The sequence below is a fragment of the Pseudomonas sp. WAC2 genome (assembly GCF_030403525.1).
GTDB lineage: Bacteria > Pseudomonadota > Gammaproteobacteria > Pseudomonadales > Pseudomonadaceae > Chryseomonas > Chryseomonas luteola.
Window position 1 is genome coordinate 475,031 of record NZ_JAUEPD010000002.1, and the last position, 25,361, is coordinate 500,391.

A 25,361-nucleotide genomic window follows, 5' to 3' on the forward strand; every position below is an offset into this window, starting at 1 on the left:
CAACAAAACCCGCACAAGGCGGGCTTTGCTGGTCTAAACAGAGTTAGACCGGGATACTGGTCGGAGCGACTGGATTCGAACCAGCGACCTTCTCGTCCCGAACGAGACGCGCTACCAAGCTGCGCTACGCTCCGAAAGATGGCGCGCATTTTACCTAAAAACTTTTTAGAGACAAGGTTTTAGGTGAAAATTTTTGCGTACCCTCTGCAAAACTTTACAGTTCCTTGATGGTGCGGACCTGATCTTTATTGATGCGGGCAGGCTTGCCGTCCAGTTGTTCGAACTCATAGAAGCCCGAGTCATCGTCGTACTTGGGTGTATCTACCGCCTGGATCTCACGCCCGTCGTTCAACGTGATCACTGAAGGCGTAGAGCAACCGGCCAAGACGGTAAAACCAAGAGCCAGCAAGCAGGCAGGTAGAATCCGGGTTCTCATGTGCAGTCTCCTTTTAAACGCACGTTTAACGACATTCTGACCTGTCACTTCCCGCCAGGTTCCGATGAAAGGGCAAGCAGGCTGTGTTCATCATTTACATTGGCGAGACACTGATCATGCTCTGCAATCATGAGCGCCCGGGCACCCAATGGAATGAATACACCCCGGGGGCTGCGCTCGCCTGCCTGCCAGGCTTCTTCCACTCGATCTTTCAAGCGGGTAGGAATAAGTGAAAACAAGGGCTCCCAGAAATTTCCCTGACGCACCATGACCGGAGCATCAGGTGCCTCCTGTGCGCAGCGGTGTAGCTGGGCAAGCAGGCCACGATCAATGCGCGGAGCATCGCACGGCAGAAGGATCAGCCAGCGATGACGAGCTGCCTTGAGCCCTGCACGGATACCGGCCAGCGGGCCGGGAAAGTCGGGCTCGGCATCATTGACGATCTGATCGGCGTACCGGGCGTAGCGCTCGGCATTACGGTTACAGGAAATAATGAGGTCATCGGTCAGGGGGCGGACCACCTTGTGCATATGCTCGATCAGCGGAAGGCCATGCCATTCCACCAGGCCTTTATCCCTTCCACCCATACGCTGACCACGGCCACCGGCAAGCAAAAGAATGGAGCAGTCGGAAAGGCGTGTGGTCATGGGAACGTCCAGGCTCGAATACGGGCCGTCAGTGTAGCGCGGCTTGGCTCTATGTGGCGGGGCGACGGTTTGTCTCTGTCTGGATCGCTACGTGGTGGTCCTGCCTGTGATATAAAAATGTCTCTTACCTGCCGTTTTGGATGATTGTTATGAGCTCTAAGGCCGATGCGGTCTTTGTACCGCTGAATATTGCCGTTCTGACTGTCAGTGATACCCGTACCTTCGAAACCGATACATCGGGACAGTTGCTGGTTGACCGTCTGACCGAGGCGGGACATTTTCTGGCTGCACGCGTACTGCTCAAGGATGATCTCTACAAAATCCGCGCTCAGGTAGCCAACTGGATTGCCGATGATACCGTCCAGGTCGTTGTCATCACCGGGGGCACCGGTTTTACCGGCCGCGACAGCACACCGGAAGCGGTAGCCTGTCTGCTGGACAAGCAGGTCGATGGTTTTGGTGAATATTTCCGTCAGATCTCCGCGACAGACATCGGTACGTCCACGGTTCAGTCCCGTGCGCTGGCAGGTTTGGCCAACGGTACGCTGGTCTGCTGCCTGCCGGGTTCGACGGGTGCCTGCCGTACAGGTTGGGACGGCATTCTGGCTGAGCAGCTGGACAACCGTCATCGTCCCTGCAATTTTGTGCCGCATCTGAAGAAGGCCGAACCCTGCGGACCGCGCGGATGAGTCTGTTACCTATTGAAGAGGCATTGGCCCGTCTCCTGTCGATGGCTGATGCCGACGCGATCACCGAAACGCAACGTGTGACTCTGGCGGAGGCCGAGGGACGCGTTCTGGCCCGGTCCGTGATAGCGGAGCTCGATCTGCCGCCATGGTCCAACAGTGCCATGGACGGATACGCGCTGCGCTTTGAGGATCTTCAGGGCGAACCGCTGCCTGTCAGTCAGCGTATCTTTGCAGGGCAAAGTCCGCAGCCGCTCACGCCGGGCACCTGTGCACGCATCTTTACCGGGGCGCCCATGCCCGAAGGTGCCGATACGGTGGAGATGCAGGAGAACACCGAAGTCTTGGATGATGGCCGCATTCGCTTTGTAGAGACGCTCAAGACAGGCAAAAACGTTCGCCTGAAGGGTAACGAGACGCGCCAGGGCGATACGGTACTGGACGCTGGCAAGCGACTGGGACCGATCGAGCTGGGTATTGCGGCGTCGTTGGGTTGCGCGGCTCTTGATGTGTTCAGGCGCCCCCGGGTAGCGATCCTGTCGACCGGCGATGAGCTGGTCGAGCCGGGTAAGCCATTGGGGCCAGGACAGATTTACAACAGTAACCGGACGGTGCTGGCGTCCTGGCTCAAGCGTCTGGGCTGTGAGGTGATCGATGCGGGCATCCTCCCGGATGATCTGGAGCGCACCCGTGAGCAATTAGCGCAGCTGCACTTGGCGGACCTGATCCTGTCGACCGGCGGTGTGTCGGTAGGCGAGGCGGACTTCCTGGGCCAGGCCTTGCGTGAGGCGGGTGAGCTGACCCTCTGGAAGCTGGCGCTCAAGCCAGGCAAGCCGCTCACTTGTGGTCGTTATAACGGCGTGCCGGTCATCGGGCTGCCAGGCAACCCAGCGTCTACATTGGTGACGTTCGGGCTGCTGGCGCGTCCTTATCTGCTGCGTCGGATGGGCGTTCAGGATGTTGAACCCCTCAAGCTGAAGGTGGCAGCAGGTTTTAATTGGACGCGCGTGGGCGAGCGACGCGAGTACCAGCGGGCGCGGCTTGAAAATGGCCGGGTCGTGCCTCATCGCGACCAGGGTTCCAATGTCCTGCGTACGGCGGCATGGGCTGACGGGTTGGTAGAGGTACGTGAAGGAAGAACCATCGCCGAAGGTGACCTTGTGGGCTTCATTCCCATGAGTGAGCTGATTGGCTGAAGTCTTGCCGACCTGGGAACGCATCGGCTTTCCCAGGTCGGTTTCAGAGCGGTTGCTTCATCACAAATCAAGTCGCTCCCAAGGAACGTGGACCCGTTGACGTAGTCCTACTGACACTCGACTTTGCTGGGTGCTCTGTTCATGAATGTTCCTGTCACCGTCTCCGATTCCAATGAAAAAACACTGCTGATTCTCAATGGTAATCAGGCCACCAATGACGATGTCCGCGCAGCGGTTGAGGCGCGACGTGCGACCGGCAAAACGGTCGATGTCCGAGTCACCTGGGAGAATGGCGATGCGGCCCGTTTTGTTGAGGAAGCAGTCGCTGCAGGTTATACGCATCTAGTAGCAGGCGGAGGCGACGGTACGCTCAAGCTGGTGGCCGAAGCCTTGGCTCGTACGCGCTCCGATGCGTCGTTGGCCCTGATGCCCCTGGGAACCGCCAATGACTTTGCCCGGGCGGCGGGTATTCCAGCTGATCCTGCCGAGGCACTGGCGCTACTGGATACGCCAGCGCAACCCATCGATCTGATCGAAGCAGACGGTGAGATGTTTCTCAATATGGCCACCGGCGGGTTTGGTTCACAAGTGACGGCGAATACGTCCTCGGAACTCAAGCGCGTACTGGGTGGCACGGCTTATCTGTTGACAGGCCTTACGCGCTTTGCGGAAGTGCGCTCCGCCTATGGTCGTTTCGAAGGGCCGGATTTTGAATGGGAAGGCGAGTTCCTGGCCATGGGGATTGGCAATGGTCGGCAGGCCGGCGGCGGCCATGTGCTGTGCCCGAATGCAGTCGTCAACGATGGCATGCTTGATCTGACTATTCTGCCCACGCCACAGGATCTGATGGGAACGTTGGGCTCCTGGTTTTCAGGCGGGTTCGCCAGCGAGGATCTGTTCATTCGTACCCGGTTACCCTGGGTTGAGGTTTCCGCCAGCGAAGGGGTCGATATGAATCTGGACGGCGAACCCATGCACAGTACAAAGGTACGTTTTGTGGTGCGCTCTGCCGCACTGAATGTCCACCTGCCAACGGATTCCGTTCTACTCGGGAATCCATCGACTCTGCTGCTGACGTCCGACCCGGTTTCCTGATCCAGATCGTGCGCAAATGGGTTTCAGGCAGTAAGGTGGAAGGACGATCCTGGAGCCGAACATGGATATCTTAATCAATACCTCAATCGTGCTGGGCACCGTGGCCTTTATGGAGTGGTTTGCCTGGTACGCACATAAGTACATCATGCACGGCTGGGGATGGGGCTGGCACAAGTCCCATCATGAGCCGCGCACCGGTTGGTTCGAGAAAAACGACCTTTATGCTGTTGTATTCGCCGGCCTTGCTATCGCCCTGATTTATTTCGGCACGTCCGGTTATGGCCGGATCGAGTGGATTGGTGCCGGCATGACGGCGTACGGGCTGTTGTATTTCATCGCTCACGACGGCCTTGTCCATCAGCGCTGGCCTTTCAGATATGTCCCGCGTCGCGGATACCTGAAGCGGCTCTATCAGGCCCATCGCATGCATCATGCCGTGGATGGAAAGGAGGGATGTGTCTCGTTTGGCTTCCTGTATGCGCCATCAGTGACCGTGCTCAAGAAGCAGCTGCGTGATCTGCATGACGGCCCGCTCAAGAGGCGGCGGTTCGATCAGGAGTAAAGCCCCACGCAAAAGCGCGCCAGAAGGCGCGCTTTTTTATTCGGTTCAGAGGGTTCAGGCAGACAGGGGTTCGTATGCCGGAAACAACGAGTGGGCGAAGCGACTGTGATCGATTTCAGTGCGAAGCAGGGAAATGAATTCCTGGGCTTGCGTGCCCAGAAGACCGGCTTCGGCATTGCTCAAAACATGCTGCTGCTCTTCGGCTGACAGTGCCGTAAAAAGCTGCTGATGCGTTTGTTGACTGTAGCGATTCAGATCCGCAAGCCCGGCACGTACCAGGTCACGTAGCGGCTGGCGACCCTGAGGAAGTTTGGCTGGTGCATCGGTGAAAGGGTCTTGCAGACAATCCAGATCGCCGTGCGCGTAAGGCGACAACATATGCTGATCAATGAAAATAGGCAGATCGACCAGGGATTCACTGGTGCCCTGATTGGTCGTGGCAGTCAGGCGTCCGCAAGCTGCCTTGAGCAGCGCCCATTCGCTCTCGTTGAAAAATTCCGGTTTGTAGGTATGCGATCTGTCCGGACTGGCCGTAGTGTGTGCACTCGGCACAAGCGGGATGATCGAGAAGAGCGAGGTCGGTGCGTTTTGTAGATCTCTTGGAACAGCCGATTCCGTCTTGTGCATAAATATATCCCGTACTTGACTACTGTAGAGCGACTTAAAGTAGTCGCTTATGTCTGACCTGCTATATCACTGAAAAGTTTAGGTTTAGTGTCGCCGTGTGACGCCTTGTTTGTGACCAATTTCAGCAAAAGACGCAAGTCTTCATTTCGTAACGAGACACTACCGCCCGGTGCGTTCACTTACCGCGGACGGGTCCATAGATCGGCGGGGCGCGGACTAGAGCGGCCCGCCCGTGAAGCCAGTGCACGTAGGGCGCCTCTTATCACCAGGCGAAGCTTATCAACGGTGCTGGTTGATACCCGACTGTCCCAGGCTCTGGGGCCTCGTGCGTTAACTTTCAGACCAATTTCCCGATAAACGGCGCGAGCGGTCGCAATGGACCAAGCTGAGCGCAGAGGCAGGTCGGCAATACCGGTAGCGGCTGAGTCATAGTAGGGTTCAGCTAGCGCGACCAGACGCTGCGCCAGGGTGGCCAGGCGGACACGATGCGCGGGATCAGCCAGTTCGGCGACGGGAATGCCAGCCTCATCGAGCCATTCTCTAGGAAGGTAGATTCGGCCTATGCGGGCGTCTTCCACAATGTCCCGTGCGATATTAGTCAGCTGAAACGCCATGCCTAAATCACAGGCGCGGTCGAGCGTGTCTTCGTCGCGCGCACCCATGAGCATTGCCATCATGACGCCGACCACTCCGGCGACGTGGTAGCAGTATTGGAGGGTATCGTCGAGGCGGTAGTAGACCCGCTCTTCAACATCCATGCGGAAACCCGCCAGATGCTCAAGAGGATAGCGCTCGGGAATGGCATGGCGCTGGATGACCTGCTGGAAGGCGGCAAAAGCCGGCTCGCTCATAGGCTCACCTGCATAGGCGCGGCGCGTCAGATCTTCAAGTTCGTGGAGACGGGCTTCGCTTGCCGTCCGGTCGCCTTCAACCTGTCCGTGACCGTGGTCCTGACCGTCCACCACATCGTCACAATGGCGGCACCAGGCGTAAAGCATCACAGCGCTTTGACGGGTTTGTTCGTCGAACAGTTTGGCCGCAGCGGCAAAGCTCTTGGAGCCAACATTGATGGACTGCGTTGCGTGTTCGACGACTGCCGTATTCATATGGCTGCTCCAAGGTCCCCCAGAATCACGCTTGCGGTCGCTTTGGCCGAGCCGACTACACCAGGAATGCCTGCTCCCGGGTGGGTGCCGGCACCCACCAGATAAAGGTTGGGAATAGCGGCGTCTCGGTTATGCGGCCGGAACCAGGCGCTCTGGGTCAGGATTGGCTCCAGGGAGAAGGCTGAACCGACATACGCATTGAGTTCGGTGCGGAAATCCTCGGGTGTAAAAATCCGGCTGGTGACTAGGTCGCGATTCAGGTTTGGAATGTAATGCTTTTCCAGGTAGGCCAGAATGCGGTCCCGGTAATTCGGACCCTCTACCGACCAGTCTACCGGTGCATTACCCAGATGCGGGACAGGCGACAGCACATAGTGAGCACTGCAGCCCTCTGGTGCCAGGGAGGGGTCGGTTACGCACGGGGAGTGCAGGTAGAGCGAGAAATCCTCAGGAACGCCAGGACCGGAAAATAGCTCCTCGATTAGGCCCTGGTAACGGTTACCAAAACAGATCGTATGATGTTGAAGCTTCTGTTCTTCAGGGCGCTGGCGCAGGCCAAAGTACACCACGAACAGCGACATGCTGTGACGCTTCTTCTTGAGACGGTTCGCCTCGACGATACCGTGCACATGGTGACCCAGCATCTTCTTGTAGGTGTGGATTACATCGGCATTGGATGCAACCAGGTCAGTATTGATCTGCTTGCCTTGGGCGGTAATGACACCTGTTACACGACAATTGTCGACCAGGATGCGCTCGACAGGCGTGTTAAGTTCCAATGTGCCGCCAATGTCCTGAAACAGCTTGGCCAGACCCTGGACCAGGGCGCCTGTACCGCCACGGGGAAACCACACGCCACCCTGGCGCTCCAGTGCATGAATCAACGCATAGATGGATGAGGTGGCGAACGGGTTGCCGCCGACCAGCAGTGTATGAAAGGAGAGTGCCTGCCGAAGCTTGTCGTTGCGAACGAATTTGGAGACCTGATCGTACACACTGCGCCAGGCTTGAAGCTTCAGTAGCTGCGGACCGGCACGAACCATGTCGCGAAAGCTTAGAAACGGCACACTACCCAGCTTTACATACCCTTCTTCATAGACTGCGCGGGAATACGCTAAAAAGCGCTGGTAGCCCTCCACGTCGGCAGGGTCAAGTGACTTGATTTGGGCATCGAGCGTGGCTTGATCGTTGACATAGTCGAAGCGGGTGCCGTCTTCCCAGCACAGCTGGTAGAACGGATCGACGGGCAGCAGCTCGACATAGTCCGACAGTTTGCGCCCTGCCACAGTAAAGAGCTCTTCCAGGGCCGAGGGATCGGTAATGACCGTGGGGCCGGCATCGAAGGTAAAGCCTTTGTCCTCATAGACATAGGCGCGCCCGCCGGGTTTGTCCCGCTTTTCGAGTAGCGTGGTACGAATCCCGGAGGCCTGCAGGCGTATGGCCAGGGCCAGTCCGCCAAAACCGGCACCAACGACAACAGCCTGCCTGGAATTGGAAACGACGTCTGTATTCATGAGATGTCCTTAATCGGTCCGCCTGTTTGACCGGTGCGGCTGGCCAGTGCCGCCGTCAGTGCCTCGCGTAATGGAACCGGTGGCTTGCCTGTCAGAATGCGCAGCTTATCGCTGGGCTTCAACTGTCCGGCATAGAAACGCTGGATCAAGGGCTCCGGAAGACCGTAAAAGCGACGCATCACTCGATAGCGATGCTCAGGCTTGCCGGCCAGAAATAGCATGCGGTTGAGCAGGCGGAAAAATCCATAGGTTCGCCAGCGTTGCAGCGCATGCCGGCGAACCGTATCAACAAGGGTAGAGGTATCCAGACGGGGGCAGCCGGCAATAAGTTCCGCCAGTCGTACCGCCTCAGGTAATGAGTATCCTGTGGTGGCATGGAAGAGTCCGGCGGCGAGGCCAGTGGGCGGGATATCTCCCGCTTCGGCCCAGAACGCCTCTATGTCACCGCTCAGCGTAATGGGGAGCACGCCATGCTCTTCCCTGATCAGGGATTGAATCGTCCAGCCGTGATCCGCGGCGTAGCGGGCGATATGGTCACGCAACCGATCAGGGTCAAGGTTCTGTCCATCGGCATAGTAGGTGTCTTCGATCAGAACCCGGTCCTGAGTAAGCGGCAGGACGTAGATGAAACGGTAACCCTCCGTTTGTGGAACGGTGGCATCCATGATGATCGGACCGGAAAGCCCGTGGGGCTGCGCAAGCTGTAACTCTTGACCCAGAAACTTTTGAAAACCCAACCCTATGTGCGGGCTGGGGCGATGACCCTGGCCATCCAGAACTGCAGCCGCCTGAAACGCTTCGCCGTTGGCAAGCCTGACCTCTGCGGGGCCGAGTGCGCTGACCGTAGCGTTCAGACGTACCGAATCACCCAGGCGCTCCATCAGAACGTCATGAAAGCGCTCGGCGCTGATAGAGGCGTAGCCACTGCTCAGTGTCCGCTCAAACCCAGGAAAAAATACCTGATACTCCGCCCAGCGATGGGCTACCAGCGGCTCGATCCAGGCGTGCTGCTCCGTTGTCAGGTCCGGCTCATGAAAGGACCAGGTGTGATTACCGCCCAGTCGGTCGCCTTGCTCAATGAGCAGGATGCGGAGCTCTGGACGTGTTTGGCGCAGTTTCAGGGCAATCAGCCCGTTGGCCAGTCCACCTCCCGCCAAGATCAGGTCATAGGTATTCATGCAGGTCTCTCCAGGGCAACCTTGCTGAGTACGTTCTCAATAAGGTCAGCGGCTTTTTGTACGCCGCCAGCTGCCTGAACCCGAGGCTGAAAGGCCTGGGCCTTCCAACGAAAATGCGGTTCGGTCAGAAGGCGCTGCAGAGCGAGGGCCAATTTGCCGGAGGTCAGTCGCTTAGGGCTCAGGCGAAGGCCGACGCCGGCATGCTCGATGCGTGCAGCCACGCCGGGTTGATCGAAGGCAATTGGCAACGCCAGCATAGGCGTTCCTGCTTCCAGCGCGTCGAGCACAGTGTTGAGACCGGCATGGGTAATGACCGCATCGGCCCGCGCCAACGTGGCTCGCTGCGGTGCAAAGTCTGTAACCCAGTGAGCGCCAGCCTGCCTCAAGGCATCGCATTGCTGCAGGTTGAGGCCACCGCAGTGGGCGATGAGTAATTGCACATCAAGCGTTTTGCAGGCGCGTGCGATCCGTTCGAACAAGGTGAAACGTCCGCCTTGCAATGTCCCTAGCGACGCGAACACAAACGGTTTGTCAGTGCGGATCGGATAGCTCAGGGCAGGGTCCTGTGTTGCGGGTAGGCGTAGCGGGCCGACTTCGTGAAAGTTGGCTGGTAGCTCGGTACGGGGAAAGTCGAATCCCGGTACGCACTGGCTGATTTGAGCGTAAGGCGACAGGCAGTCGGCCAATGTTGACCGAGGCTCAAGACCAAAGGTTTTTGCGTATCGCTGGATGACACGGGCATGCTCGTGCATCAGGAGGTCATAGACCTGGGCACTGCCCTGATTGAGATGGCGGCCTCGTGGCGATGTGTCGTATCCCCATGGCATGACGGGAAGAGGCACAAGCGGGTCCCGGTTGACCGGCAAGGCACAGGCTACCGAGACGTAGGGCAGGCGCAAATGCTCGGCTATAAGCCCCCCAGCGGCTTCCATCTGATCGGAAATTACGGCATCAACGGCCTGGTCATGCAGGATCTTCGGTGCCTCGCGGCAAAACAACTCGGTGCTGCGAGCCATATCATGAATAACGCGCATCAGCCCAAGCGGGCCGCCTGGATTACCGGCCCGGCGAATCATGGCGTCCAGCGAGCCAGGCGGATGAGACTCAAGGCCTATCGGGTGAAAGCGGATGGCGTTGCTACGAAGCCGCTCGCCGACATCCGCCTGATGGAGCAGGCTGACCGTGTGCCCTCGCGCCACCAGGGTTTCGGCAATCGCTTCCATTGCGCGAAGATGGCTAGAAAATGCAGGGGCGATGAGGGCGAAATGAGGCATTCAGGTCTCCGCGAGCGAAACGGGTCTTAACAGGCGGGCCTTGCGCAGCTCGGCCAGATTTGCCGAGCCGGTGCAGAAGCAGGCTACCTTCAGTTGCCGGATCATGACTTCGAAATGGTTCAGAACGGCTTCTGGAGACAGGGTTGCGCTATGCAGCACGGCGGCAGCCTGACCGACCACATCGGCGCCCAGGCGAATGGCTTTGGCCGCATCGACGCCGTTGCGGATACCGCCCGAGGCAATGAGTGGAATGTCCGGGCATTGCTCACGGACCTGAGCAATCGCCTGGGCGGTTGGAATGCCCCAGTTGATAAAGGCCTGAGCAACCTGACGATCAAGGTCGTTATGGGCACGCTCGGCTTCGACAGCTGCCCAGCTGGTTCCTCCTGCGCCGGCTATGTCGATCACGGCGACACCCACCTCTGTCAGTTGCTGGGCGACATCGGCAGAAATGCCTGCGCCTACTTCCTTGATGACGATCGGAACGCCCAAATGTGTTACCAGATGTTCGATGGCGGCTAGGACGCCTTGCCAGTTGCGATCGCCGCCGGACTGTACCGCCTCCTGAAGTGGGTTGAGGTGAATGATCAAGGCGTCGGCCTGGATCATGTCGACTGCCCGGCGGGCCTCGGTCACGCCATAACCCGCCACTAATTGAGCTGCACCAATATTGGCGAGAAGGGGAATGGACGGAGCCAGTTGCCGCAATTGACCGGTCAGCCCCTTGTCCCCACCGTTCTGCAGGGCAATGCGCTGCGAGCCCACTGCCAGCGCCAGGCCTAGCGTTTCCGCCGCTTCGGCAAGGTGCCGGTTGATGGTCTGTGCACGTTCCGGCCCGCCTGTCATGGAACTGACGAGAACAGGCGCCTTGAGCGGCTTACCCAGCAGCGTGGTAGCAAGATCGATCTGGTTCAGGTGCAGCTCTGGCAGGGCACAGTGCTGGAATTGAATCTGCTCGAACCCGGTCGTGATACTGCTCAAGGCACGTGCAGGATCAAGGACGATATCCAAGTGATCGTTCTTGCGACTTGCCAATTCCCAATCAACCATGAGTTACCTTTTTCCTGTTGTCATCGACCTTTCGTCGGCTATTGTGGTCATGAGTACGTCAAGCGGCTCTGATCTGCAAGATCAGATCAGGGAAATTGTTGAGTCGCTGGTGTCGACCATTCGTCGGCTCGCTTATATGTGCTGGAGTATCTCGACTCATGGCAACGGTATTAGTGCCAAAACTTCCGAAGGAATGCGCTTTCGAGCTTGTAACAGAGCGTGCCCGTATCGATACCCGACTAGAGGAGCTGCTTCCGCCTGTCGAGAATGATGATCTGATCGCAGCCGCCATGCGTGAGGGTGCCCTAGCGCCCGGCAAGCGTATACGGCCATTGCTCATGCTGTTGGCTTCCCAGGATCTGGATGCCTTTTCGCCGGCTATTCTGGATCTGGGCTGCGCGGTCGAGATGGTGCATGCCGCCTCGCTGTTTCTGGATGATATGCCGTGCATGGATAACGCCACGCTCAGACGCGGTCGGCCTACCATTCATGTGCAGTTTGGTGAGGATGTCGCCGTTCTGGGAGCAGTAGCGCTGCTCAGCCATGCCTTTTGCGTCGTCGCCAGTACATCAGGTGTTGCGCCTGTGCTGCGTAATCAGATGGTATGCATGCTGACATCCGCTGTAGGCTCGCAAGGGCTGGTGCGGGGGCAGTACCGTGACCTGCGCGAAGGAGCCAAAAGCCGCAGCGCGGAGGCTATTAACAGTACCAATCACCTCAAGACCGGACTCCTGTTCACGACAGCGCTGGACATGACGACTCTGGCCGTCAGTGCCAAGCCGTTGGTCCGGGAGGGAATGCATCGTTTTGCTACCGAATTGGGGCTGGCTTTCCAACTGCTTGATGACCTGCAGGACGGCCATGGCCTGGGAAAAGATGCCCATCAGGATGACGGCAAGTCCACGCTGGTTGCGCTGCTGGGCCGCGAGTCGGTACAGGCGCAGCTCGAGAACCATCTGGACACAGCGCGTAAGTCGCTGGCAGGCATGGGGCTGACGGGGGGTGGGCTGGATCATATGCTGGACGCGCTGTTCGGGCAGCCCATCAGGTAAAGGAGCTTTGTAGAGAACTGCGGCGCAATCCGGCGTCTAAAGATACAGTTCAGTAAGCTACTGGAGTTTGCGCGATGCCAAAGTGGAAAATTACCTATACCAACAATGATGGCAACACGTCCGTCGTGGAAACTGAAGCCGAACAGAAACCGGATATGGAGCAAGCCGCTCAACTGGTACGGGACCAGGCGCTCGACAGTTATGACAGTTCCGATTTGCCCCAGGACTATGAGGCCCCCACGGTAGCGCTGCTGGAACGTTACGGCATCATGATTTCTGGCATTGCCCAAATGGATTGAAGAACCTCTGTTGAACGCTGCAGTAGCAGCGTTCCCAGGATCAGCCCAATGGCCAGATCCCACCATCGCCTACCACAAAGATCCTTCGGCCCGGCAAGGCCTTGATCTCCCATCCGCCGGTAAAGTCACCAAAGGCCGGCAGCAACAGCACATCATTATCCAGACAGAAGCAGGGCAGGCGCAGACGCTGGCGCCCCCGGCCGCTCAGACTGAACGCCGGATGGATATGGCCCGCCAGCACAACGTGGCTGGGGTGCGATTCCGGCTCATGCTGTAACGCCAATGGACCGATCAAGAGCGGCTCGGGCACTACGTTGATCTTGAGCGAGGCGGGCGGGTCCCCAGCACGTAGATCATGATTACCCCGAATCAGGGTGATGAGCAGCGATGGGTTTGCGTTACGCCATCGCGCCAACGCATTGAGTGTGGTCGGAGCATGGGATTCCGGTGCATGCAGGAAGTCGCCAAGAAAGTACAGGTGCTCGGTCGTGTAGGCTTCCAGCAGTGCATCCAGGCGAGCCAGGTTGGTAGCGGTGGTGCCATGGGGTACTGGCTGCCCAAGGGCACGAAAGGCAGCGGCCTTGCCAAAATGGATATCGGCAATCAGCAGCGCCTTCTGCTCGGGCCAGTAGAGGGCCTTGTCAGCCAGCAACCACACCTCAGTGCCGGCAAGGGATACGGGAATATGGGTACGCATGCACATGCAAGAACAGCGGAAAGCCTGCCACTTTAACAGCCTCGTTCCTGGGAACGTAGCCTGGGCAGACAACAGGCTGCCCGGCGTCTACAGGATGCCCAGCGATCTGAGGCAATCCATACCCAGATCAATGCGCAAGTGCCGTTCCTGAGGGTTGGGCATGTCGATATTGAGCGCAAAGGTATAGACCAGCCCTTGTTTTTCAATCCAGCCGACCCACCAGCCAAGGTCAGGGTCTTGGTTCTGAACCCAACCGGTTTTACCGTACAGCGTCCAGTCTTTTCCCTGGTCCAGACAAATCAGGTCGCGTACCGTCGCCTGTACGGTTTCGGGCAGAGGCAAGCGTTCCTGTGCCAGGCGTGCCAAAAAGCGTACCTGCTCCAGGGCGCTGATCTTGAGCGGTCCGGCCAGCCAGAAATCGTCCACACTGTCGCCTACCTGCGCATTGCCGTATTCGAGCCTGCGCACAAAGTCCTGCATGCGTTCAAGGCCGATACGTCGTGCAAGCTCCTGATAAACCGGTACGCTGGAGACCTTGATCGCATCACGTAACCCCAGGTCACGCTGCCATTCAGGAAAGGGCTGCGGTTGCCCTCCATAGGGCAGTACCTCACTCACGTTACGAATGGTTGCGGTGGAAAGACCGATCAGGCTGTTGACGATCTTGAAGGTGGAATCGGGAACAAAACGGGTGTCTGCACGTGTCCGGTCATACCCGGTAAACGTATCTGCCGAGACATCGTAAAGCACGAATGTACCCTTGAGGTTGGCTCGCTTGAATAACTGAGCCAACGTGGGACTTTCCTGCCATTCGGGCGCACGCGCCTTGGCCGACAACAATAGCAGTAAGGCACTAAAAAGATTTTTCATATCAACTACTTATGAAGCAGTTGTCAATTTTACCGCGCCAATTAATTGTGTGATATTGCACCCATCCTTTATGCTGATAAAGCGTGAATTGCTACACAGTCTTTTGCTGTTTTGTACGAGGAAGCCCAGTTTTGGTCTGACGCGGAGCACGCCCCTTGCGGCGAGCGGGTAGGTCTGATTCTCCTGCGCCCAATCCCAACAGGTCATTTCCTTCGCCGGGCAGCTCGTAATCACCGGGTCCAGCAGCGTTTTCCAGATCTTGAACCATACGTGCAATCCGGTCCGCCAGTTTCTCTGAACTCATGCTTTCGCGATAACGCTCGACCAGAAGCGGAAAGCTGAAGGGAGTAGGGCGCTCAATGGCGTGCAGGTTGAGTGCAAGTGCTTGCATGCGATTCAGGGCTTTTTCCAGCCTTCGTACATCCAACTCCTGGCGCAGTACCTCTTGCTCAGCCTGGGTAAGCAGCAAGTTCTCGGGGTCGTATTGCTGGAACACCTGGAAAAAAAGACTGCTGCTGGCCTGTAGCTGCCGGGTACTTTTTTGCGCGCCCGGGTAGCCGGTAAAGATAAGCCCTGAGATGCGGGCGATTTCGCGGAACCGTCGCTGCGCCAGTTCACTGGCGTTCAGGCTGGCAATGACATCGGCAAGAAGCGTCGCGGTGGAAAACAGCTCGGCGTTCAGCTCTTCTTCCCAGTTCACCTTGCTAGGCGACAGCAGCTCAAAGCCGTAATCATTGATGGCAATGGAAAAACTGATCGGTCGTTTCTGGGCGATACGCCAGGCCAGAAGGCTCGCGAGGCCCAGGTGTGCATGTCGTCCTGCAAACGGATAGAGAAACAGGTGCCAGCCCTCTCGGGATTTCATCGTTTCCCCCAGCAAATGATTCCGGGTCGGCAGGGCAGACCACTGCTTCTGGACCTCCAGCAGCGGTTTGACCAGTTGCATTTCGGGAGAAGTGAACCGCGCCTGATCCGCCTCGGTAAGCTCATCAATGACGGCTTCGGCCATCTCGTCCGACAGCGGCATACGCATTCCGCTCCACCGTGGAATGGCCGCTTTCTTGCTGCTGGCCCGTCGTACATACACTGTCATGTTTTCCACACGCACCAGCTCCAGCACGCGGCCAGCGAACAGAAAATGATCACCGGGCTTCAGGCGGGCTATAAAACCTTCCTCAATACTGCCCAACTTGCCGCCACCGCCGCCCTTGGTCCAGAACTGCACCCGTAGGGCCGACTCGCTGACAATAGTGCCAATACCCATGCGATGCCGGCGGGCCAGTTGGCGGTCCGGTACGCGCCAGATACCGTGTTCATCCGGTTCTACACGGCGGTAGTCGGGATAGGCCGTGAGCGAGTGACCGCCGTGACGAACAAAGGCCAGGGACCATGCCCATTCCTCGTCCGTCAGTTCGCGATAAGCCCAGGCTGTACGGACCTCTTTAAGCAAGGCTTGCGGATCGAAACCGCCGCCCAACGCAATGGTGACGAGGTGTTGTACCAGCACATCCAATGGCTTGGGCGGCGCGCTGCGGGATTCGATTCGCCGGGCGGCCACGGCTTTCTGGGCCGCTGCCGCCTCGACCAATTCTAGACTATGCGTAGGCACCAGCGTGACGCGGGAGGGACGTCCCGGGGCATGGCCGCTTCGCCCGGCGCGCTGCAGCAGACGTGCAACGCCTTTGGGCGAGCCCACCTGTAGTACGCGCTCCACTGGCAGAAAATCCACACCCAGGTCCAGGCTGGAGGTACAGATTACGGCCCGGAGCTTGCCTTCCTTGAGTCCCAGTTCAACCCAGTCACGCACTTCGCGGTCCAGAGAACCATGGTGCAGGGCAATCAGTCCCGCCCACTCGGGACGGGCCTCAAGCAGTGCCTGATACCAGATTTCGGCCTGCGCTCGGGTGTTCGTAAATATAAGCGTGGTTGCGCTGTGCTCGATCTCGTCTGCAACGTGGGGCACCATTCGTACTCCCAGGTGCCCAGCCCAGGGAAAGCGCTCCACACCTCGCTTGGGCAACAGCGTGTCTACCAGAAGGTCTTTGGCTAGCTTGCCCTGAACCAGCCGGCCTGGATGACCCGCCAACAGCACTTCCTGCGCATGGGGAAGGTTACCCAGCGTGGCCGACAACCCCCAGATCACCAGTGCTGGGTTCCACTGGCGCAGCCGTGCAAGGGCCAGCTGGACTTGTGTGCCACGTTTGTTGCCGAGCAGCTCATGCCACTCATCAACCACGATCATGCGCAGGCTGGAAAAAATCTCGCGGCTGTCTTCACGGCTGAGCATCAACGAGAGGCTTTCCGGCGTGGTGACCAGCGCGGTAGGCTGACGGCGGCTCTGCCGGGCCCGCTCAGCACTGCTGGTATCGCCTGTGCGCAGGCCGACCGTCCAGTTGAGTTCCAGATCATTGACGGGGGCTTCCAATGCACGCTTTGTGTCTGCGGCCAGGGCTCGCATGGGGGTCAGCCACAGTACGCTCAGTGGCTCTGCCGCCTGCTTGCGTTTGCTGGGTTCACCCTTGGCCGTTAGCGGTTTGCCTTTGGCAAAGCTGTTGAGTGCCGCGAGCCATACGGCGTAAGTTTTGCCGGATCCGGTGGTCGCATGGAGCAGGCCCGATTCGCCATGCTCGACCGCGCGCCAGACTTCATCCTGAAAGGGGAAGGGCGACCAGCCACGTTGAGCGAACCAGGCGGCACCCAGGCGGGGGGAAGAAATCGTATCGTCAGGCAACTGATGGACTCCGTCATGCTTATGCTTCGGAGTATCAAGCGGTAGGCAGGTTCCCTTTTTGACGTCCTTGAACGGCAGAGAGAAAGCCGCCACTCAAGGACATAGGGTCTATTTCAGATTGCCACTCAAGAACTGCTTCAGGCGTTCGCTTTGTGGCTTGACCAGTACCTCAGCGGGTGCTCCCGCTTCTTCGACGCGGCCCAGATGCAGGAAAACGACCTGTGAGGACACCTGTCGCGCAAAGCCCATCTCGTGCGTCACCATCAGCATGGTACGGCCTTCCTCGGCCAGCGCCTGGATGACCTTGAGCACTTCGCCTACCAATTCTGGATCGAGTGCAGACGTGGGTTCGTCGAACAGCATGACTTCCGGTTCCATGGCCAGGGCTCGCGCAATGGCTACACGCTGCTGCTGGCCGCCTGAGAGAAACGACGGATACTGATCGGCGGCGCGTTGAGGAAGACCTACCTTGTCAAGGTAAGCGCGAGCGCGCTCTTCGGCTTCCTGCTTGCCCAGGCCGAGCACGCGGCGAGGTGCCAGGGTAATGTTTTCCAGCACGGTCATATGGCTCCACAGGTTGAAGTGTTGGAATACCATGGCCAGCCGGGTGCGCAAGCGTTGCAGTTGAGCCTGATCCGCTACGCGCAGCCCATTCCCGTGCCGCTCCAGGCGAATGGGATTCCCATCCAGCGTCATGACACCGGCATCCGGCATTTCGAGAAAGTTGAGGCACCGCAGAAAGGTACTCTTGCCCGAGCCACTGGCACCGATCAGGCTGATCACATCGCCCGTCCGGGCCTGTAGCGAGACACCTTTGAGCACTTCGATATCGCCGTAACGCTTATGCAGCCCTTCGACGGTCAGCTTGTACATATAAAGTCCTTGTTCCAATCAAACGGCCGTGCTCCAGACATCGGAGCACGGCCACAAGGCGGCCCATCTGCGCGGGCTCGCCGTGTGCCAGAAACGAGCCTTACGGCGAAAGCAGGTAGCCGCTGCGATAGGCTTCGGTGCCTGCCACGCGTGCGACCGCCATGCCAGCTGTGGCCATACGGCGGTTGGCGCAGGCATACAGGACACCTGACACCGAGCTGCGGATAGGCTCTACACGATCGGCAATCGGGTCGATCACTTCGGCGATGACCTGTCCGGCTTCGATTACATCGCCTGGCTTTGCCATCAGGACCAGAACACCCCCTATAGGGCTTTCAATCGGCTCTACGGCCGCCAGTGGCGTGGCAGGGAACGGCAGCTCCGGCAGTGCAGGCGCCTCGCCGGAAATGACGCCATAGTGGGTCAGGTAGTCGAGAATGGCTTGGGCATCCTGCTCAGCCAGATCATGGGACACATCCATTTGGCCCCGCAGCTCGATCGTGACGGAAAAGCTGCCCATGGGAATGCGTTCACCGAACTGCTGATTCAGCTTCCACCACAGAAGCGTAAAGCACTCATCAAATGACTGACCGCCAGAGTCGGTGGCCAGCAGGCTGGCCTTTGAGCCTAGGTAACGGGCCAGGGGCTCTACCTGATCCCAGGCTTCCGGCGTGGTATAGAGATGTTCTACCGCATCGAAATCGCAGTGCAGGTCGAGCACCATCTCGGCGTCACAGGCCAGTCGCTGTTGAACCAGCCGCTGAGACGTCAGTTGATTGTTCGCGGTCTCACGCTCAAGTGTTGCCTTGAAGGCCTTGCGCACCAATGCCTGATTTTGTGCGGGGTCGTCGGTCAGAGCGCCTTCGATTTCAGCAATGACCTTGCTGGTCATGTCTAAGAAGCGACGGTTGAAGTTCTGCCCGGATTCCAGCTCATAGCGGCCCAGGTGAATATCCATGACCTGCTGATCCTGCCCGATAGGGTTGGCAACCGGAACCAGCACAATCTCGGCCTTCAGACGGCCTGCGTCTTCAAGTGTGCGGAGTTGATTCTTGAGTTTCCAGGCGACCAGCATGCCGGGCAGTTCGTCAGCATGCAGCGAGGACTGGATGTAGATCTTGCGGCCGCTGTCCTGCGGTCCGAAATGAAAGCTGTGGATCTTGCGATCGGTGCCGGGCACCGGAGAAATCAGGTCGTGTGTGGCGTGACGCATGAGGTAACTCCTAATGAATCAGCCCGCATCCTTGCGGGTCGTGGCATCCTGCATGAAGGGTCAGCGGGCCGGGCCGAGAAAGGCCAACCAGCGGCGCTCGGCCAGACGAAACAAACCAATGAGCGTGAAGGACAGGATGAGGTACAGAATCGCCGCAATACCAAAGGATTGAAAAGTCAGGAATGTCGCAGTGTTGGCATCACGAGCGACCTTGAGAATATCCGGGACGGTAGCCGTGAACGCCAGCGTCGTGGAATGCAGCATCAGAATGACTTCGTTGCTGTAGTAGGGAAGGGCGCGGCGTAGCGCAGACGGCATGATGACGTGAATGTACATCCGCCAGCCTGTCAGGCCGTAGGCCTTGGCTGCCTCGATCTCACCATGGGGAATATTGCGGATCGCACCTGCAAAGATCTCGGTGGTATAGGCGCAGGTGTTGAGAGCAAAAGCCAGAATGGTGCAATTTAGCGCATCCCTGAAGAACTCGTTCATCAGTGGCTGGTTGCGTACAGCTTCGATGCTGTAGATCCCGGTATAGCAGATCAGCAGCTGGAGATAGAGCGGAGTGCCTCGGAACACATACGTATAGAACTGTATCGGCCAGCGAATGAGACGGTGGCGCGATAGTCGCGCAACGGAAAGCGGAAGCGATGTCACGAAGCCGATGGCGATCGAGGCCGTCAGCAACCACAGGGTCATCGCAAGACCCGACAAACCATAACCATCCGTCCAGAGGAAGGCGCGCCAGTACTCCTGCAGGATCTCGATCATCGTACAGCCTCCCGAACACCCGCAGAATAACGACGTTCCAGCCAGTTCAGAACCTGGTTGGTTAGCGCGGTAATCAGCAGATAGATCACGCCGCCCAGGATCAGGAAGTAGAACATCTTGTAGGTGGTCTTGCCGGCTTCCTGAGTCGCGGTGACGATATCGCTCAAGCCGATGATGGAGACCAGCGCCGTAGCCTTGAGCAGCACCTGCCAGTTGTTACCGATGCCAGGCAGCGCAAAGCGCATCATTTGCGGAAAGGTAATCCGGAAAAAGGTTTGCGTACGTGTCATGCCATATGCGGTGGCGGCCTCGATTTGCCCACGCGGCACCGCCAGGATCGCCCCACGAAATGTTTCGGTGAAGTACGCGCCATAAATGAAACCCAGGGTCAGTACCCCGGCGGAAAGCGGATCAATTTCGATATAGTCCCAATCCATGTAATCGGTGAACTCGCCCAGCCAGCTCTGCAGGCTGTAAAAGATCAGAAGCATGAGTACGAGATCAGGGACTCCCCGGATCAGCGTGGTATACAGGGCGGCCGGCAGGCGAAAGGCCTTGATGGGGGATAGTTTGGCCGTGGCGCCGAGCAGGCCCAGGATGACTGACACCACCAGCGACAGGACAGCCAGCTTCATGGTCATCCAAGTGCCTTCCAGCAGTAGAGGACCGTAACCGTGGAGTGCGAAGGCGCCCAACCCCAGGTTTTCAAGAAAGGTGTCGAACGAAGTCTGCGGCATGTTTGATCGCGCTGTTCTTATAGGTCTTGAAATGCCAACGCCTCCACAAGCGGGAGGCGCTGACGTTAAGGCGAATCTTAATTGTTGTTATAGATATCCAGATCGCCAAAGTACTTTTTCTGAATCTTCTCGTAGGTGCCGTCGGCATGGATGGCCGCGATTCCCTTGTTCAGCAGGGCTTTCATTTCGTCGTTGCCCTTGCGTACGCCAATGGCGGTATCGGCGGGCAGCAGCTCGTCACGAATCGACTGATTGACATAATCCTTGCCTTGAGGTGATTTCATGAAATCTCCTTCGGCCTGCAACATGTCCTGCATGGATACATCGATGCGGCCCGAGGTCAGGTCAGCATAAACCTGATCCTGGTCCTGATAGCTCTGTACCTTGACACCGGCAGTGGCTAGCTTGGTCTTGGCAAAGTTTTCCTGAATGGTGCCCTGCTGAACACCAACGACCTTGCCCTTGAGTGACTCGGCCGTAGGCTCTAGATTGGCACCCTTCTTCATAATCATGGATGAGTTGCCTGACCACATGCGGTCTGTGAAGTCGATCTGCTCGGCTCGCTGAGGCGTTACGGTCAGCGAGGACAGGATGCCGTCAAACTTTCGTGCCCGCAGGCCTGGGATCAGTCCATCGAAGTCGCTGACGATCCAGCGGCATTTCACTGCGAGCTTTTCACAAATAGCATTGCCCAGTTCTACGTCGAATCCTGCAAAGCTTCCGTCCGGTGCCTTGTATTCGAAAGGAGGATAGGTGGTGTCTACACCGAAACGAATCTCCTTGATGTCCTTCGCCAGCGCGGAGCCCGCGGAAAGGCACAGCGCAATTGCGGAGAGGGTCAGCCATTTCTTTTTCATGGGTCGTCCTAATACGAATAATTGCAATAGAGTGCGTACCAGAGGTCGCGCTGCAGATGACGGGCTGTTCGCAGCAATAACCGAACCAACTGCCACTATATTGAGGTCATGTCCATAAACACAGAGTAGGCTAGGCGTCTCGTCCGGGAAGAATAAGTCAGCCTTTATTCACTATCCTGCACCTAAAATGTGCGTAATTCCTTAAGAGAGCAGGAGATTGCACAGCTTTGGTGCGAAAGGGTGATGGCATCTTCAAACTGATTGATGTGCATACAGCCTGGTATGCCATTTGTGAAGTGTCACCCAAGAGAGGTGCGCTTTGTAGCAACGCAGCGAAACGGTGGGTGGATTCGAAACGATTGGATGACATGATCCTTCTTGATTGATCAAGACGTATACGGGAGCGGGCAATGCTTGACGAATGGGAGCTGACAGGCAGGGCGCGAACGCATCTGTTGCAGATCGATAACCCATGCTATGCGATCCATCGTGAGGTCTATGCGCCGTTCAAGGCAATGCAGGAGGCTGCACGGCGGGATGGATTTACCTTGCATCCATTCAGTGCCTTTCGTGACTACAAGACGCAGCTCAGAATCTGGAACCGTAAGTTTGCCGGTGAAAAGCCGTTGTATGACCGCAACGGCCAGGTGCGTGATCAGTCTGCTCTTGCCGTGGATGAGCGCATCGACTGCATTCTGAATTGGTCAGCTCTGCCAGGCGCAAGCCGCCATCACTGGGGCACCGAAATCGATGTGGTTGACCTGACCCAGGCTCCGCCAGGGTATGTCGTTCAGCTGCTGCCCGAGGAGACGCAGCCCGGCGGTGTGTTTCATGAGCTGCATCTCTGGCTCGATGCGCACATCGAACAGTTCGGCTTTTTTCGACCTTATCGGGAATACCGGGGCGGTATGTATGAAGAGCCCTGGCACCTCAGTTATGAGCTGCTGGCAACCCTTGCGCTCGAATGGCTGACGTTGGATCTGCTGGAGCAGGTTGTTGCCGAGTCATCCATGTTGGGACGGGAAGCCGTTCTCGAGCGCTTGCCGGACCTGTACGAGCGACACGTCCGTATGATCTGCGAGCGCTAGCTTCTGGATGTGCTACCCCTGATAACCTGTTCAGGCTAAGCTATTCGTAGGTTTATTGTTTTCTGGAGTTGATGGTGAAAGAGCCTCGGGCAAATGCCTCTCATGTGGGTGATCTTCCTGCACATGATGGTAAGTCGGTCGCGCTGTTCGTGCTTGCGCTCATTCTGGCACTCTTCGGTACCATCGCCATGTGTGTTGAGTTCGCTCGCGGTACTCAGCAGTACGGATTGCCGCTCATCGTCTGGATTCTGGCCTTTTTCATAAAAATGGCGGAAAGCTTTCGGCTGCGCAGTCTGCTCAAGGCCGCATACGAGTCTGCCGGCAAGCGCTGAGCCCTTAGCTGATCCCTGTTGAGCCGATGGAAGCGCAAGAGTCCATCGGCTTGCCTGTACTATCACTCATCCTGAACACCGCATCGTTATAGGCTGCCGGCGTATAACGCATCTGTTTTTATCCGCCTTTCCTGCTGTTGGTCATCTCATGGTTCATCTGTTGTCAACGCATCCCTGGCTTTATGTCGGGCTTGGCGTCGTTGTTTTTCTTTGTATCGTCATCGCGCTGCGTTCGCGTGATACCCAGCGAGCGTTTCCCTATGTGCTTAACGAAGCGCTGTTTACACCTGCTGAACGCGCCTTTTTAACCGTACTCGATGAGGCGATTGGTGAGGACTACCGCATCTTTGGCAAGGTCCGCATTGCAGATGTGGCTAGCGTGAAAGCCATTCGGGACCAAAAGAGCTGGTACAGAGCCTTCAACAAGATCAGCGCCAAACATTTCGACTATGTTCTCTGCAACCGCGATGACTTGTCGTTCGTGGCGGTTATCGAGCTGGATGACAGCTCCCATCAGCGGCCTGATCGGCAGGCGCGGGACCTCTTTGTGGCGGGCGTCTGTCGGGCGATTGCCTTGCCGCTTATCCAGATTCCGGTAAAAGGGGCTTATTCGACTGCGCAGGTGCGGGAAGAGATCATGGCTGTCTTGCAGAAGGGCAGGGCCTTGACCTCGCGCAAACGCACAGCAGCCCGGCGCTCCAGCAAAGGGGAGGCGGCGAGCGAGGCAGCGTCTCCGATATGCTCGAAATGCGGCTCGCCCATGGTCATGCGCAAGGCCAGGCAAGGGAGCAATGCTGGCGCCTATTTCTGGGGCTGCAGCGCCTTTCCAGATTGCCGCAACATCGTACGTATCGAGGAGTAGTCCGCTGACGCTAACGTTTTATGTAATACCAGCCATTTATATAGTGGCAAACTGAGCTTAACCCTTGTTGTAATCATCCAGGCTTGCCTATAATGAGAACAATTATCATTAAGTGAATGCCTAGGATTCTAGCGCAAGGATATCGGTGTGCACGCCAGCAGTACTTCACCACAGGGGGATCTTGGCCAGCTCTATCATGAGCATCGCTCCTGGGTATTTGGATGGTTGCGCCGGCGTCTGGGGTGCTCCGATAGTGCAGATGACTTGACCCATGATACGTTCATTCGCCTCCTGGGAAGTCAGGAGCTGGGCCGGCTTGCTGAACCTCGGGCTTTTCTCATTACTGTTGCCAAGCGTGTCCTATTCAATCATTACCGACGTCAGGATATCGAGCGGGCCTACCTGGATGCGTTGGCGGCCTTGCCTGAGCAGGAGGTTCCCAGTGAGGAAGTTCGTGCTATCGCTCTGGAAACGCTTCTGGAGCTGGCTCGCGTATTGGATGGATTGGCTGAACCGGTCAAACAGGCTTTTCTGTTGGCACAGCTGGACGGAATGCCATACGCCGATATCGCCGCACACCTCGGTATTTCGCTGGCAACCGTCAAGCGGTACATCGCCAAGGCCGCTCAGCAATGTTATTTCGCGGAGTGCATGGCGTGACAGCGCCCATCTCTCCCCAGATCGCCGAGCAGGCCGTGCAGTGGCTGGTAGAGCTGCAGGCGGGGGCAGGTGAGGAGCAGCATCGTGCGTGGCAACAATGGCGGGCCGCTGACCCTGAGCACGAGCGTGCCTGGCAGCGGATCGAGACCATCAACCAGCGGCTGCAGGGGTTGCCCTCAAAGGCTGCGCGTCAGGCTGTATTGAGCAAGCCCGCATACGGTCGCCGCGAGGCGCTAAAGCTCATGGGGGTGTTTGTCCTCCTGGGCCCGGCCGCCTGGCTCTTAAAGGAGCGTGCCGAGCCCTGGTTGGCGGACTACCACACCGGGATTGGGGAGCAGCGAACGGTTACCCTGACCGATGGCAGCCGCCTTGATCTGAATACCGACAGTGCTGTGAATGTCAGCATCACGGCTATGCAGCGTCAGCTCATGCTGATTCGTGGCGAGATACTGTTACACGCTGCCCATTCAGCCCTGCCATTTTCGGTACAGAGCCAGGCAGGCATGGTCTCAACAACCCAGGGGCGTTTTAATCTTCGCAAGTTCGACGATGGCTGCCGGTTGAGTGTTTTTGCTGGCAGCGTTCAGGTGCGTTGTGCCGAGCGGCCGGATCTATCCACGACCCTGACGGCAGGGCAACAGGTACGCTTTAGCGCGCACCACCTGGGTAAGGTAGTACCACTCGATAGTGGTCTGGATGCCTGGCGTGACGGTCTGCTGGTGGCAGCCCATATGCCGCTTGGGCAGTTCATCCAGGAGCTATCTCGCTATCAGCCCGGTTGGCTGAAGTGCGACGAGCACGTCGCGGGTCTGTTGGTTTCAGGAACGTATCCACTCAAGGATATAGAAGCCATCCTGGCCATGCTGGAAGTTACCCAGCCGGTGCGCATCCAGCGGCGGACGCGCTACTGGATCAGCATTCAGCCTCGCACAGCGTGAGTTGAATATT

27 protein-coding genes and 1 tRNA gene are annotated in these 25,361 nt (G+C 57.8%); 11 read left to right on the forward strand and 17 right to left on the reverse strand.

Annotated features, from left to right (window positions below; all coding sequences use genetic code 11):
* Nucleotides 1–57: 57 nt before the first annotated feature.
* From QWJ10_RS06410 to mobA, 3 genes are all read right to left on the reverse strand, one after another.
* Nucleotides 58–134: transfer RNA gene (locus QWJ10_RS06410), tRNA-Pro, on the reverse strand.
* An 80-nt stretch (nucleotides 135–214) separates the two neighbouring features.
* Nucleotides 215–436, reverse strand: coding sequence for a YgdI/YgdR family lipoprotein (locus QWJ10_RS06415; protein ID WP_122042123.1), 222 nt, complete (start codon nucleotides 434–436; stop codon nucleotides 215–217).
* 44 nt (nucleotides 437–480) lie between these two features.
* Entirely contained in the window at nucleotides 481–1,083 is a 603-nt protein-coding gene (gene mobA, locus QWJ10_RS06420; RefSeq protein ID WP_289924842.1) for a molybdenum cofactor guanylyltransferase MobA, read from the reverse strand.
* A gap of 149 nt (nucleotides 1,084–1,232) precedes the next feature.
* Here mobA and moaB point away from each other — a divergent pair, with 149 nt between their 5' ends.
* From moaB to QWJ10_RS06440, 4 genes are all read left to right on the forward strand, one after another.
* Entirely contained in the window at nucleotides 1,233–1,772 is a 540-nt protein-coding gene (gene moaB / locus QWJ10_RS06425; protein WP_010795026.1) for a molybdenum cofactor biosynthesis protein B, read from the forward strand.
* Nucleotides 1,769–2,965 carry a gephyrin-like molybdotransferase Glp gene (gene glp / locus QWJ10_RS06430; protein ID WP_289924846.1) on the forward strand — a complete coding sequence of 399 codons (1,197 nt, stop codon included), beginning with the start codon at nucleotides 1,769–1,771 and terminating at the stop codon, nucleotides 2,963–2,965. The genes moaB and glp overlap by 4 nt, the downstream gene beginning before the upstream one ends.
* A 141-nt stretch (nucleotides 2,966–3,106) precedes the next feature.
* Complete coding sequence (yegS, locus tag QWJ10_RS06435; RefSeq protein WP_122044753.1) at nucleotides 3,107–4,060, forward strand: lipid kinase YegS; 954 nt, start codon at nucleotides 3,107–3,109, stop codon at nucleotides 4,058–4,060.
* A 61-nt stretch (nucleotides 4,061–4,121) separates the two neighbouring features.
* Entirely contained in the window at nucleotides 4,122–4,622 is a 501-nt protein-coding gene (locus tag QWJ10_RS06440; protein WP_010795023.1) for a sterol desaturase family protein, read from the forward strand.
* Between the two features lie 54 nt (nucleotides 4,623–4,676).
* Here QWJ10_RS06440 and QWJ10_RS06445 read toward each other — a convergent pair whose 3' ends face one another.
* From QWJ10_RS06445 to fni, 6 genes are all read right to left on the reverse strand, one after another.
* Nucleotides 4,677–5,249, reverse strand: coding sequence for a gluconate 2-dehydrogenase subunit 3 family protein (locus QWJ10_RS06445; RefSeq protein ID WP_074823679.1), 573 nt, complete (start codon nucleotides 5,247–5,249; stop codon nucleotides 4,677–4,679).
* A 179-nt stretch (nucleotides 5,250–5,428) separates the two neighbouring features.
* Nucleotides 5,429–6,355 (reverse strand): 15-cis-phytoene synthase CrtB, encoded by a 927-nt coding sequence (crtB, locus tag QWJ10_RS06450; RefSeq protein ID WP_122042128.1) that lies wholly within the window; start codon nucleotides 6,353–6,355, stop codon nucleotides 5,429–5,431.
* Nucleotides 6,352–7,869 (reverse strand): phytoene desaturase, encoded by a 1,518-nt coding sequence (locus QWJ10_RS06455; RefSeq protein ID WP_289924851.1) that lies wholly within the window; start codon nucleotides 7,867–7,869, stop codon nucleotides 6,352–6,354. The genes crtB and QWJ10_RS06455 overlap by 4 nt, the downstream gene beginning before the upstream one ends.
* A complete protein-coding gene (gene crtY / locus QWJ10_RS06460) occupies nucleotides 7,866–9,047 on the reverse strand; it encodes a lycopene beta-cyclase CrtY (protein WP_289924852.1) in 1,182 nt (393 codons plus the stop codon). The genes QWJ10_RS06455 and crtY overlap by 4 nt, the downstream gene beginning before the upstream one ends.
* Nucleotides 9,044–10,321: a glycosyltransferase gene (locus tag QWJ10_RS06465; protein WP_289924853.1), complete on the reverse strand. Its 1,278-nt coding sequence runs from the start codon at nucleotides 10,319–10,321 to the stop codon at nucleotides 9,044–9,046. The genes crtY and QWJ10_RS06465 overlap by 4 nt, the downstream gene beginning before the upstream one ends.
* A complete protein-coding gene (gene fni, locus QWJ10_RS06470) occupies nucleotides 10,322–11,371 on the reverse strand; it encodes a type 2 isopentenyl-diphosphate Delta-isomerase (protein WP_289924854.1) in 1,050 nt (349 codons plus the stop codon).
* Nucleotides 11,372–11,529: 158 nt separating this feature from the next.
* Here fni and QWJ10_RS06475 point away from each other — a divergent pair, with 158 nt between their 5' ends.
* Together QWJ10_RS06475 and QWJ10_RS06480 are read left to right on the forward strand one after the other, a co-directional pair.
* Nucleotides 11,530–12,423 carry a polyprenyl synthetase family protein gene (locus QWJ10_RS06475; RefSeq protein WP_289924855.1) on the forward strand — a complete coding sequence of 298 codons (894 nt, stop codon included), beginning with the start codon at nucleotides 11,530–11,532 and terminating at the stop codon, nucleotides 12,421–12,423.
* A gap of 74 nt (nucleotides 12,424–12,497) precedes the next feature.
* Nucleotides 12,498–12,722, forward strand: coding sequence for a hypothetical protein (locus QWJ10_RS06480; protein WP_010795015.1), 225 nt, complete (start codon nucleotides 12,498–12,500; stop codon nucleotides 12,720–12,722).
* Between the two features lie 40 nt (nucleotides 12,723–12,762).
* On the opposite strand, the gene pdeM is transcribed toward QWJ10_RS06480, so the two are convergent.
* The 8 genes from pdeM to QWJ10_RS06520 all read right to left on the reverse strand — a co-directional run bounded on the left by pdeM (nucleotide 12,763) and on the right by QWJ10_RS06520 (nucleotide 21,471).
* Nucleotides 12,763–13,419: a ligase-associated DNA damage response endonuclease PdeM gene (gene pdeM, locus QWJ10_RS06485; protein ID WP_289924856.1), complete on the reverse strand. Its 657-nt coding sequence runs from the start codon at nucleotides 13,417–13,419 to the stop codon at nucleotides 12,763–12,765.
* Nucleotides 13,420–13,506: 87 nt separating this feature from the next.
* A complete protein-coding gene (gene blaOXA, locus QWJ10_RS06490; RefSeq protein WP_289924857.1) occupies nucleotides 13,507–14,289 on the reverse strand; it encodes a class D beta-lactamase in 783 nt (260 codons plus the stop codon).
* Between the two features lie 91 nt (nucleotides 14,290–14,380).
* A complete protein-coding gene (locus QWJ10_RS06495) occupies nucleotides 14,381–17,020 on the reverse strand; it encodes a ligase-associated DNA damage response DEXH box helicase (protein WP_289924859.1) in 2,640 nt (879 codons plus the stop codon).
* A gap of 108 nt (nucleotides 17,021–17,128) precedes the next feature.
* Nucleotides 17,129–17,893, reverse strand: coding sequence for an ATP-binding cassette domain-containing protein (locus tag QWJ10_RS06500; protein ID WP_289924861.1), 765 nt, complete (start codon nucleotides 17,891–17,893; stop codon nucleotides 17,129–17,131).
* Between the two features lie 100 nt (nucleotides 17,894–17,993).
* The gene (locus QWJ10_RS06505; RefSeq protein ID WP_289924863.1) at nucleotides 17,994–19,106 is read right to left on the reverse strand and encodes a succinylglutamate desuccinylase/aspartoacylase family protein; all 1,113 of its coding nucleotides are present in this window, start codon (nucleotides 19,104–19,106) and stop codon (nucleotides 17,994–17,996) included.
* Between the two features lie 60 nt (nucleotides 19,107–19,166).
* Complete coding sequence (locus QWJ10_RS06510; protein ID WP_289924864.1) at nucleotides 19,167–19,877, reverse strand: ABC transporter permease; 711 nt, start codon at nucleotides 19,875–19,877, stop codon at nucleotides 19,167–19,169.
* Nucleotides 19,874–20,614, reverse strand: a complete 741-nt coding sequence (locus QWJ10_RS06515; RefSeq protein ID WP_010795008.1) for an ABC transporter permease — start codon at nucleotides 20,612–20,614, stop codon at nucleotides 19,874–19,876. Before QWJ10_RS06515 ends, QWJ10_RS06510 begins: the two co-directional genes overlap by 4 nt.
* 77 nt (nucleotides 20,615–20,691) lie before the next feature.
* On the reverse strand, nucleotides 20,692–21,471 hold the full coding sequence (locus tag QWJ10_RS06520; protein WP_289924867.1) for a transporter substrate-binding domain-containing protein: 780 nt from the start codon (nucleotides 21,469–21,471) through the stop codon (nucleotides 20,692–20,694).
* Nucleotides 21,472–21,881: 410 nt separating this feature from the next.
* Between QWJ10_RS06520 and QWJ10_RS06525 the strand changes: the two genes are divergently transcribed.
* The 5 genes from QWJ10_RS06525 (at nucleotide 21,882) to QWJ10_RS06545 (ending at nucleotide 25,351) form a co-directional block, all read left to right on the forward strand.
* Nucleotides 21,882–22,559 carry a M15 family metallopeptidase gene (locus QWJ10_RS06525; RefSeq protein WP_289924869.1) on the forward strand — a complete coding sequence of 226 codons (678 nt, stop codon included), beginning with the start codon at nucleotides 21,882–21,884 and terminating at the stop codon, nucleotides 22,557–22,559.
* Between the two features lie 74 nt (nucleotides 22,560–22,633).
* Nucleotides 22,634–22,891, forward strand: coding sequence for a hypothetical protein (locus QWJ10_RS06530; protein WP_010795005.1), 258 nt, complete (start codon nucleotides 22,634–22,636; stop codon nucleotides 22,889–22,891).
* Between the two features lie 148 nt (nucleotides 22,892–23,039).
* Complete coding sequence (locus tag QWJ10_RS06535; protein ID WP_289924871.1) at nucleotides 23,040–23,753, forward strand: DUF2726 domain-containing protein; 714 nt, start codon at nucleotides 23,040–23,042, stop codon at nucleotides 23,751–23,753.
* Nucleotides 23,754–23,900: 147 nt separating this feature from the next.
* Nucleotides 23,901–24,413 (forward strand): sigma-70 family RNA polymerase sigma factor, encoded by a 513-nt coding sequence (locus QWJ10_RS06540; RefSeq protein ID WP_289924872.1) that lies wholly within the window; start codon nucleotides 23,901–23,903, stop codon nucleotides 24,411–24,413.
* Nucleotides 24,386–25,351 carry a FecR family protein gene (locus tag QWJ10_RS06545; RefSeq protein ID WP_289924873.1) on the forward strand — a complete coding sequence of 322 codons (966 nt, stop codon included), beginning with the start codon at nucleotides 24,386–24,388 and terminating at the stop codon, nucleotides 25,349–25,351. Before QWJ10_RS06540 ends, QWJ10_RS06545 begins: the two co-directional genes overlap by 28 nt.
* Nucleotides 25,352–25,361: the final 10 nt, after the last annotated feature.

Coding starts and splice junctions, on each gene's coding strand:
- QWJ10_RS06415 (WP_122042123.1), bottom strand. CDS start 436: ATGAGAACCCGGATTCTACCTGCCTGCTTGCTGGCTCTTGGTTTTACC.
- mobA (WP_289924842.1), bottom strand. CDS start 1,083: ATGACCACACGCCTTTCCGACTGCTCCATTCTTTTGCTTGCCGGTGGC.
- moaB (WP_010795026.1), top strand. CDS start 1,233: ATGAGCTCTAAGGCCGATGCGGTCTTTGTACCGCTGAATATTGCCGTT.
- glp (WP_289924846.1), top strand. CDS start 1,769: ATGAGTCTGTTACCTATTGAAGAGGCATTGGCCCGTCTCCTGTCGATG.
- yegS (WP_122044753.1), top strand. CDS start 3,107: ATGAATGTTCCTGTCACCGTCTCCGATTCCAATGAAAAAACACTGCTG.
- QWJ10_RS06440 (WP_010795023.1), top strand. CDS start 4,122: ATGGATATCTTAATCAATACCTCAATCGTGCTGGGCACCGTGGCCTTT.
- QWJ10_RS06445 (WP_074823679.1), bottom strand. CDS start 5,249: ATGCACAAGACGGAATCGGCTGTTCCAAGAGATCTACAAAACGCACCG.
- crtB (WP_122042128.1), bottom strand. CDS start 6,355: ATGAATACGGCAGTCGTCGAACACGCAACGCAGTCCATCAATGTTGGC.
- QWJ10_RS06455 (WP_289924851.1), bottom strand. CDS start 7,869: ATGAATACAGACGTCGTTTCCAATTCCAGGCAGGCTGTTGTCGTTGGT.
- crtY (WP_289924852.1), bottom strand. CDS start 9,047: ATGAATACCTATGACCTGATCTTGGCGGGAGGTGGACTGGCCAACGGG.
- QWJ10_RS06465 (WP_289924853.1), bottom strand. CDS start 10,321: ATGCCTCATTTCGCCCTCATCGCCCCTGCATTTTCTAGCCATCTTCGC.
- fni (WP_289924854.1), bottom strand. CDS start 11,371: ATGGTTGATTGGGAATTGGCAAGTCGCAAGAACGATCACTTGGATATC.
- QWJ10_RS06475 (WP_289924855.1), top strand. CDS start 11,530: ATGGCAACGGTATTAGTGCCAAAACTTCCGAAGGAATGCGCTTTCGAG.
- QWJ10_RS06480 (WP_010795015.1), top strand. CDS start 12,498: ATGCCAAAGTGGAAAATTACCTATACCAACAATGATGGCAACACGTCC.
- pdeM (WP_289924856.1), bottom strand. CDS start 13,419: ATGCGTACCCATATTCCCGTATCCCTTGCCGGCACTGAGGTGTGGTTG.
- blaOXA (WP_289924857.1), bottom strand. CDS start 14,289: ATGAAAAATCTTTTTAGTGCCTTACTGCTATTGTTGTCGGCCAAGGCG.
- QWJ10_RS06500 (WP_289924861.1), bottom strand. CDS start 17,893: ATGTACAAGCTGACCGTCGAAGGGCTGCATAAGCGTTACGGCGATATC.
- QWJ10_RS06505 (WP_289924863.1), bottom strand. CDS start 19,106: ATGCGTCACGCCACACACGACCTGATTTCTCCGGTGCCCGGCACCGAT.
- QWJ10_RS06510 (WP_289924864.1), bottom strand. CDS start 19,877: ATGATCGAGATCCTGCAGGAGTACTGGCGCGCCTTCCTCTGGACGGAT.
- QWJ10_RS06515 (WP_010795008.1), bottom strand. CDS start 20,614: ATGCCGCAGACTTCGTTCGACACCTTTCTTGAAAACCTGGGGTTGGGC.
- QWJ10_RS06520 (WP_289924867.1), bottom strand. CDS start 21,471: ATGAAAAAGAAATGGCTGACCCTCTCCGCAATTGCGCTGTGCCTTTCC.
- QWJ10_RS06525 (WP_289924869.1), top strand. CDS start 21,882: ATGCTTGACGAATGGGAGCTGACAGGCAGGGCGCGAACGCATCTGTTG.
- QWJ10_RS06535 (WP_289924871.1), top strand. CDS start 23,040: ATGGTTCATCTGTTGTCAACGCATCCCTGGCTTTATGTCGGGCTTGGC.
- QWJ10_RS06545 (WP_289924873.1), top strand. CDS start 24,386: ATGTTATTTCGCGGAGTGCATGGCGTGACAGCGCCCATCTCTCCCCAG.